We start from the raw sequence: 7,855 nt of genomic DNA, 5'->3' as shown, positions 1-7,855 counted from the left end.
GCCTAGACGACAGCCTCCGGCAAACGGGAGCGGGGGGCGGCCCGGGGGCGGGGTGGGGGGCCCCCCCCGCGCCCCCGCCCCCCGGCCCTGTTCCTCACGCGTGGAAGCGGGTGGTCTCCGCCAGCGGTGCGCGCGGCACGTCCGGCATGGCGGCCATCGCCCCGGGCTCGGGGTAGCCGAAGGAGATGCCGAACAGCAGCTTGTCCGTCGAGGGTCCGAGGACCGAGCGGACGGCGTCGGCGTAGAACCCGAGCACGCCCTGCGGGCAGCTGGCGATGCCGTGCGCCGTCATGGCGAGCATCAGGGTCTGTGCGTAGATGCCGAGGTCGGCCGTCATGCGCTCGTCCGCGTCGGCGGGGACCGAGAGCAGCGCCACATGCGGCGCGCCGTAGAAGCGCAGCCCCGCGAGGAACGCCCGTCGCCGCGCGGCACGGTCGTCACGCGCCACTCCCAGGGCCTCGTGGGTGAGCGCCCCGGCCGCGAAGCTGCGTTCCGCGGCCGTCCCGGTGTACGGGCGCAGCGGGAAATCGGGGCTGGGCTTCCCCGATTCGGCGGCGTGGACCAGTGCCTCGCCGAGCCGTTGCCGGGCCCCGGCGCTGACCACGTCGACCGACCAGGGCTGGGTGTTCGAGTGCGACGGGGCCGCGGCCGCCAGGGCGAACACCTCGGCGATCACGGTGTCGGGTACCGGGTCGGGCCGGTAGGCACGGACCGCGCGCCGGCCGCGGATGAGTCGCTCGGCCATCACCGGCTCCAGCGAGGTCTGCAGAGAGGTCACGACCACTCCTTTCGGTGGGTGCCTGCCACGGATCGGTCGCGGCGACGATCCGGGCCGGGCACGGTCCGTTTCACCGGCGCGGCACGCCGGCGGGCCGGGAGAAGGGGCGCCCCGTCACAACGCCAGGTCGCACGAACCGTGCAGGCGCTGCGCCTCGATCCCCCGGCCACGGCACGCCGCCACGAACCGCTCGGCCGCCTGCACCGGCGCCGCGTTCGCATCGAACGTGGTGGTCGTCAGATACCACACCCACGGCTCGTGCCCCATGGCGTACACATAGGCCCGACTGCATCCCAGCGCCTCGGCGAGGGCCATGGCGCCGATGTCGTCATTGCCGTTCAGACGCCGTCGCACCGCGACCTCACGGGCCGGCTCATTGGTGAACAGGGGCCCGTAGAGCCAGGTCAGCGGGGCGCCCTCGCACTCCATGCCCAGGAGGAGCACATCGACCTTGCCGATGGCCCGCCGTACGTGTGCGTACGCCGCGGGGTCCACCGTGGAGGTGTCGGCGGCGAACAGCACGGTCCGCCCGTCGGTCTCCAGCAGCCAGGCGGACTTGGAGATGGCGAGGTCGCCGTGCTCACCGAAGAAGGGCACGGCGGTGATCCGGCCCATCGCCGTCTCGATCTCCTGCAGTTCCGCGAGCTCGACCACCCGCGGGAAGCCCGCGGCCTCCAGCGCCAGCCGCAGCGACGGGTCCTGGAGCGACCCGTTGTCCGACCGGGGCACCACGACCGTCCCGATCCGGGTGCGCAGGCGCAGCAGCGACTCCAGCACCAGATGGTCCTGGTGGCCGTGCGTGATGAGGACGTGGTCGATGTAGTCGGGCAGGTCGGCGTCGGTGGTACGGGGTCCGGCGCCGGGGAAGGCGGGCGGCAGCAGCGGGTCCACCAGGACCGCGCCCCGCTCGTTCTCGGCGAGGACGCAGGCGTGTCCGAGGTAGCGGATGCGCGGCTCCTTGACGGGCTCCCGGCGCACGGGGGCCCCGGCCGCGGTGAAGTAGCGCGCCAGTTTCCCCGCCGCGTCGGGCGTGACCTCCAGGGCCTCCGCGACCTCGCCGAACGGCCTCGGAGTGCGCAGCGTCGAGAACATCACGTCGACGCCGGGGTGGTGGAAGGGCACCGGCAGCACGGTCCGCTCGTCGGTTTCGAGGCGCGGGGTGGAGAGGGCGAAGGGGCGGCGGTCGGCCCGGAGGGGTTCCAGCGCGAGCGACTGACCGTCGGCCGACCCGTAGTCGCCGCGGTACAGCAGCGACTCGATCAGCCGGAACGAGGCGTTGTCCTGGAGGTCGTAAACCAGCTCGACATAGCCCTGCAGCGGCTCCGGCACCAGGGGGTAGAGCCCTTCGAGCGGCACTCCCGGTCCGGCCTTCGCGAGCAGCTCCTGGAGGGCGTCGACCGCGGTGTCGAATTCGAGCAGCCGCGCGGCGCGCCGCCGGGTGGTCTCGATCAGGGCCTCGATGTCCGCCGAGCGGTCCTCGCCGAGGTCCATGAACGGTCCGCCCGCCAACGCCGGTGTCCGGGAGGACCGTTGGTGCACCGCCGGTGACTCCAGATACGACGTCATGATCGGCAGATGCCGGCGGGCCATGTTGCGCGCGAGCGTCCCCGGCGAGAGGAGGTGCGACCAGGCGTACCAGTTGTCGATCAGCGGCTCGACCGCGACATCGGAGCGCAGTGCGACGGGCTGGGTGCTGTGCGGGGTTGCGTTCATCGGACGCGCCTTCCCTGTCCGGACCGGACGCGGTCGAGGGTGTACGGGGTGAGGCCGCCGCGGTCCACGATGCCCTGCAGGGGGCCGAGGTCGGCGAACTCCATCTGAAGGTCCCCACAGGTCACGACCCGGCGGGCGACGTCCACGCTGACCGGCTCGCCGGTGACGGACTCGTCGAAGCCGTGGTCGCCGACGACGGGAAGCAGCAGGCCCATGTTCACGCAGTTGCGGAAGAAGATGTTCCCGAAGGACTTGGCGATCACCACCCGGGCCCCGGCGTGGTGCAGTGCCTGCGGTGCGGTCTCCCGGCTGGATCCGCAGCCGAACTCCGTTCCGGCGAAGATCACTTTGAACGGCGAGGTGCCGGTCTCCGGGTCGACGAACGGCGTCTTGGCCGGGTAGTCGCACAGCGCGATCCGCGCGAGCTGTTCCGGCCCCTCATAGGGCTCGAAACGGCCCGGACTCATCACGTCGGTGTCCACGAAGTCCCCCACCCCGTAGGCGAGGCCACTGATTATCACGAGGGCAGCCCTCCGTTCTCGGCCGACGAGGCGGCGCGGCGCTTCCACGCCATCCCCGACAGCACTTCCAGCACGATCCGGTTCGCGAGATAGGCCGTGATCTCCCCCGGCCCGTCGTAGGGCGGCGAGAGTTCGACGATCTCCGCGCCGACGAGGTCCATCCGCTGGGCGCAGGTCCGTACGGCGTCGAGCAGTTCACGACTGGTCAGCCCGCCGGGCTCGGGCGTTCCCGTGGCCGGGGCCATGCCCGGGTCGACGACATCGACGTCGACGGTGAGATACATCGGGTCGGGCCCGAGCTCTTCGAGGACCTCGTCCAGGCAGGTGTCGAGCCCGCGGGAGCGCAGCTCCGACATCGTGACCGACCGTACGCCGAGTCCGGCCGCCCACTGGAGGGTGCGCGGTCCGGGCCAGTAGCCGCGCAGCCCCATCTGGACGAAGCGGTCGCCGGGCACGGTGCCGGACTCCAGGAGCCGGCGCATGACGGTGCCGTGTCCGAACTTCGCGCCGAAGTCGCTGGTGTCCCCGATGTCGGCGTGGGCGTCGAAGTGGACCACCGAGAAGGTCCCGGCGCCGCGCCGCCCGGCGATTCCGCGCATCGTCGGCCAGGCGATGCTGTGGTCCCCGCCCAGGGTGAACGGGATGGCACCGGCGGCCACGATCTCGCTCACGGCGTCTTCGAGGAGCTGGTGGGCCCGCTCGGTCTCGCCCGGCGGGGTGGGTACGTCCCCGGCGTCCACGATCCTGAGTTCGCTGAACGGGTCGACACCGAGGCTCAGATGGGGCCGGTACGGGACGTGCGGCAGGTAGTCGGTCCGGCGGATGGCCTGGGGGCCGAAGCGGGTTCCGGGCCGGTGCGACGTGGTGCCGTCGAAGGGCGCGCCGAGGATCACGACATCGGCGCCCGCGTACCCGGCGGGGCTCTGTTCGCACCGCGGCAGTCCGAGGAACGACGCCTCCGGGCCGAACACCCCGCGGTAGTCGGCCTGGCGCACCGCGTCGTCGTAGTCCTGCGGTGGTGCGTGGTCGGCGGGTCCGCCCGGCGCACCGGGCGTGGCTGGGGTCATCGCTGGGTTTCCTCCTCCGCCACCACGGCGTCGAACGCTTCACGGACCGCGGTGGCCATCTCGTCGGTGGTGCAGGGCGGCTTCCCCGGGCCGGCGATGTCGGGGGTGCGCCACGACTCGACCGCCCGCTCGACGGCGCGGGCCAGGCAGTCCGCCCAGCGTGGGGCGTCGAAGGTGTGACGCAGCATCAGCTCCACGGAGCCGATGGTGCCGAGCGGGTTGGCGCGTCCGGTGCCGGCGATGTCGGGGGCCGTGCCGCCGACCGGCTCGTACAGCGCGAATCCGGTGGGGCTCAGGGTGGCCGAGGGGAGCAGCCCCAGCGAGCCGCACACCGCGCCGGTGATCTCGGAAAGCACGTCGCCCAGCAGGTTGCTGGTCACGACGACGTCGAAGTCGGCCGGGCGCAGGACCATCTGCATCGCCATCGTGTCGGCGTACATGTCCTGGACCTCGACGTGCGGGTGGGCCGGTGCCTCCTCGGCGAGGACGTCCAGCCACAGCCCGAAGACGTCGGGGATGGCGTTCGCCTTGTGGACCAGGGTGAGGCGGCCGCGCCGCGTCTCGGCGTGCCGGAGGGCGCACCGCACGATGCGGCGGATCTCGTCCTCCCGGTAGTACATCTCCTGCCCGGCCCACCGCTGTCCCGCGTCGACCCCCGTCCGGCGCCGGCCGTAGTAGACGTCCGACACGAGTTCGCGTACGAGCAGCAGGTCGACGCCGTCGAGGCGCTCCGGCCGGAGGGGGGAGATCTCGCGCAGCGCCCGCAGCGGGCGGGCCGGACGAAGGTTGGCGAACAGGTCGTAGCGGCTGCGCAGTTCGCCGATCGGCTCGTCGGCCGACGCACCGAACAGGACCGCGCCGCGCGGCGACTGCGCGACCTGGTCGATGTCGTCGCGCACCGGGTCGGGCAGCCACTGTCCGGTGCGTTCGTACGCCGGGAGCCCCACGGTGTGTTCGCGGAGGGTGGCGTCCAGTCCGGCGCGGTCCAGGACGTGTTCGAGGACCTGGCGCGCGGCGCCCACGACCTCGGGCCCGATCCCTTCGCCGGGAAGGACGAGCACCGTCGGTACCGTTGCTGAGGTCATCGGCTACTCCGTGATCCGGCCGGCGAGCGCGCTGCGCGCGGCCACGACCGGCGAGGCCAGATAGACGGACGACTCGGGATTGCCCATGCGTCCCCGGAAGTTGCGGTTCGTCGTCGAGAGGCAGACCTCGCCGTCCCCGACGACCCCGCCGTGCGCGCCGTAGCAGGCCTTGCAGCCGGGCGATTCGACGACGGCGCCGGCGGCGAGGAGCGTCGACATCGTGCCGGAAACGATCAGGCGGCGGTAGATCCCCATGGTGGCCGGCACGATCATGAGCCGGACGCCGGGCGCCACGTGCTTGCCGGCCAGTTCGGCGGCGGCTATCTCGATGTCGTCGTACTTCGCTCCGGTGCAGGACCCGATGTAGACCTGGTCCACCCCGATGCGGTCGGCCATCGCCTCGTCGATCGAGTGCACATTGTCCGGCCGGTGCGGATAGGCCACGGCGGGGCGCAGCTTCTCGGCGCGGTACTCCAGCCGCCGGGCGACGGTGGCACCGCGGTCGCTGGTCACCGGCTCGTACGGGACGGTCCGCGGGCGGGCGGCCAGGTAGTCCGCGGCGGCGGGCGACAGGGCCATGATCCCGTTGACCGCCCCGGCCTCCACGACCATGTTGCACAGCGTCATCCGCTCCTCGACCGACATCGCGTCGATCGTGGAGCCGGTGAACTCGATCGACCGGCCCGAGGCGCCGCCCATGCCGAGGTCGCCGATGAGGGTCAGGATCACGTCCTTCGCCAGGACGCCCGGCGCGAGTTCGCCCTCGATCCGGACCTCGATGGTCTCCGGGACCCGGAACCACAGATCGCCGGTGTAGAAGGCGTTCACCATGTCGATCATGCCGACGCCGGAGCCGAAGGCGTTGAACGCCCCGTAGGTGACCGAGTGCGAGTCGGTGCCGAGCACCACCGTCCCGGGCTGGACGAGCCCCTCCTCACACATCATCACGTGGCAGATGCCGTAGTTCTCGCCGTACGGGTAGTGGTGGGTGATGCCCTGTTCGGTGGCGAACCGGGCCATTCCGGCGGCGAGTCGGCGCGACTCGGCGTCCTTGGCCGGCACCAGATGATCCTCGAAGAGGGCGATCCGGTCGGGGTCCCACACCTTCGCGTCCGGGCCGAACGCGGCGCGGAACTCCCGGCGGAGCCCCTCGCACACCGGGTCGTGGGTGAACGCCATGTCGATACCGACCTCGACGATCTCCCCGGGGACCACATGGTCCCGGCCGGCGGCACGGGCGAGGATCTTCTCGGTCATGGTCTGCGGAATCATGCCGAGGCACTCCTGACGTCGAGCAGTTCACGTATCTCCGACGGTTCGAGCCAGCGGTCGCGCGTCCGCGCCCGTGCCAGCACCGCGTCGACGTTCCCGTCATCGGCCGGGGCCCCGACCGAGGCGAGCGCCTCGCGGGCGGCGGCGCGGCCGCTCGTCGGGCCGACCATGATCGTCTGCGTCCGCCCGAGCGCGGCGGCGGGCACGCTGGAGAACACCAGGTCCTCCGCCTCCCGCCCCCAGCGCCGGGCCTTCACCAGGGCCGCGACATGTGTCCCCGTACAGGTGGCGAAGGCCTGATCGCCGATCAGGGGGGCGTTGCGGCGCACCGGGGAGCCCGTCGCCTCGGCGAGCCGGCGGCAGTGCTCGACGACCCGGTCCATCCGGTAGCCCTGGTGTCCGGCCTGGTAGAGGTACATCAGGACCGATTCGAGCGCGGTGTTGCCCGCCCGCTCCCCCAGGCCGAGGAACGCGCCGCTGAGGGTGTCGGCCCCGGCCTCGGCGGCGGCGATCGCGTTCGCCACCGCGAGCCCGCGGTCGTCGTGGCCGTGCCACCAGATCTTCACGTCGGCGCCGCGGCCAGCGGTCGGGAGACCGGCCACCGCGCGCCGCACGGACTCCCGCACCGCCCGCACGATGTGCGCGGCGCCCTCGGGCGTGGACTCCCCGACCGTGTCGCAGACGGTGAGTACCTCCGCGCCGACACCGACCGCCGCGTGGACCATCCGGTCGAGCTCCTCGGCCGGGGTGCGGGTGGCGTCCTCAAGGCTGACGCCGAACCTCGTGCCGCCGTCGCGGGCGGCCGTCCCCGCGGCCGTGATGCGTTCGAGAACGCTGTCGAGGGTCCAGCCCTCGACCCTGCGCCGCAGCGGGCTGCACCCGACGAAGAAGTCCGCCCATACGTCCCGGTCGGTGTTCCGGTTGAGTTGGGTGATGGGTGCGATGCTCGCCGGGTCGGCCAGCGCCAGGAAGCGCGGAACGAGCGGGATGCCGCGGCGGTCGAGGTGGTCGATGAGTTCGGCCGCCTCCGCGTGCGCGCCCGGCGAGCTCGACGGAAAGCCGAGCATGGCCGCCTCGACACCGATCGCCGCGGAGGATTCGACGAGCGACTTCTTCACTTCCAGGGAGGGGTGGCGCACAAAAGCGCCCTGTAATCCGTCCCGCAGGCTGTCGTCCTCGATCCCGACGTGGTCAAGTCCGCGTGAACGCGGATTCCAGGTGAACAATTCCTCGATACTCCCAGACATCACTCCACCTCTGATCGAGACCGGAAAAACAGCCCGACCGGAACCGTTACGGCCGGTAAGGAAAAGCAACGGGCAGGAATTGTGTACCAGACCGGACCGCCGCCGCACCAGGGTTCCAAGGGGCACCTAAAGGCGGACCTAAACACGGTCTAAACGCGACCTGAAAGATAGC

7 protein-coding genes are annotated in these 7,855 nt (G+C 71.9%); all 7 read right to left on the bottom strand.

All coding sequences use genetic code 11. The features are described from left to right. Positions 1 to 94: 94 nt before the first annotated feature. The 7 genes from ACFW5B_RS12885 to ACFW5B_RS12855 all read right to left on the bottom strand — a co-directional run bounded on the left by ACFW5B_RS12885 (position 95) and on the right by ACFW5B_RS12855 (position 7,683). Complete coding sequence (locus tag ACFW5B_RS12885; protein WP_386437622.1) at positions 95 to 778, bottom strand: nitroreductase; 684 nt, start codon at positions 776 to 778, stop codon at positions 95 to 97. Between the two features lie 114 nt (positions 779 to 892). Next, the gene (locus ACFW5B_RS12880; protein WP_386437619.1) at positions 893 to 2,491 is read right to left on the bottom strand and encodes an MBL fold metallo-hydrolase; all 1,599 of its coding nucleotides are present in this window, start codon (positions 2,489 to 2,491) and stop codon (positions 893 to 895) included. Then, positions 2,488 to 3,012, bottom strand: coding sequence for a hypothetical protein (locus ACFW5B_RS12875; protein ID WP_386437616.1), 525 nt, complete (start codon positions 3,010 to 3,012; stop codon positions 2,488 to 2,490). Before ACFW5B_RS12875 ends, ACFW5B_RS12880 begins: the two co-directional genes overlap by 4 nt. Further along, a complete protein-coding gene (speB, locus tag ACFW5B_RS12870) occupies positions 3,009 to 4,079 on the bottom strand; it encodes an agmatinase (RefSeq protein ID WP_386437614.1) in 1,071 nt (356 codons plus the stop codon). Before speB ends, ACFW5B_RS12875 begins: the two co-directional genes overlap by 4 nt. Next, positions 4,076 to 5,164: an isocitrate/isopropylmalate dehydrogenase family protein gene (locus tag ACFW5B_RS12865; protein WP_386437612.1), complete on the bottom strand. Its 1,089-nt coding sequence runs from the start codon at positions 5,162 to 5,164 to the stop codon at positions 4,076 to 4,078. Before ACFW5B_RS12865 ends, speB begins: the two co-directional genes overlap by 4 nt. 3 nt (positions 5,165 to 5,167) lie before the next feature. Next, positions 5,168 to 6,436, bottom strand: a complete 1,269-nt coding sequence (locus ACFW5B_RS12860; RefSeq protein ID WP_386437609.1) for an aconitase/3-isopropylmalate dehydratase large subunit family protein — start codon at positions 6,434 to 6,436, stop codon at positions 5,168 to 5,170. Beyond that, the gene (locus ACFW5B_RS12855; protein WP_386437606.1) at positions 6,433 to 7,683 is read right to left on the bottom strand and encodes a hypothetical protein; all 1,251 of its coding nucleotides are present in this window, start codon (positions 7,681 to 7,683) and stop codon (positions 6,433 to 6,435) included. Before ACFW5B_RS12855 ends, ACFW5B_RS12860 begins: the two co-directional genes overlap by 4 nt. Positions 7,684 to 7,855: the final 172 nt, after the last annotated feature.

The organism is Streptomyces sp. NPDC058773 (assembly GCF_042746015.1).
GTDB lineage: Bacteria > Actinomycetota > Actinomycetes > Streptomycetales > Streptomycetaceae > Streptomyces.
This window is presented reverse-complemented; position numbering and strand designations above follow the sequence as displayed.

Bases quoted from the DNA above. Each gene is read 5' to 3' on its own strand.
- ACFW5B_RS12880 (WP_386437619.1), bottom strand. From the start codon at position 2,491: ATGAACGCAACCCCGCACAGCACCCAGCCCGTCGCACTGCGCTCCGAT.
- speB (WP_386437614.1), bottom strand. From the start codon at position 4,079: ATGACCCCAGCCACGCCCGGTGCGCCGGGCGGACCCGCCGACCACGCA.
- ACFW5B_RS12865 (WP_386437612.1), bottom strand. From the start codon at position 5,164: ATGACCTCAGCAACGGTACCGACGGTGCTCGTCCTTCCCGGCGAAGGG.
- ACFW5B_RS12860 (WP_386437609.1), bottom strand. From the start codon at position 6,436: ATGATTCCGCAGACCATGACCGAGAAGATCCTCGCCCGTGCCGCCGGC.
- ACFW5B_RS12855 (WP_386437606.1), bottom strand. From the start codon at position 7,683: ATGTCTGGGAGTATCGAGGAATTGTTCACCTGGAATCCGCGTTCACGC.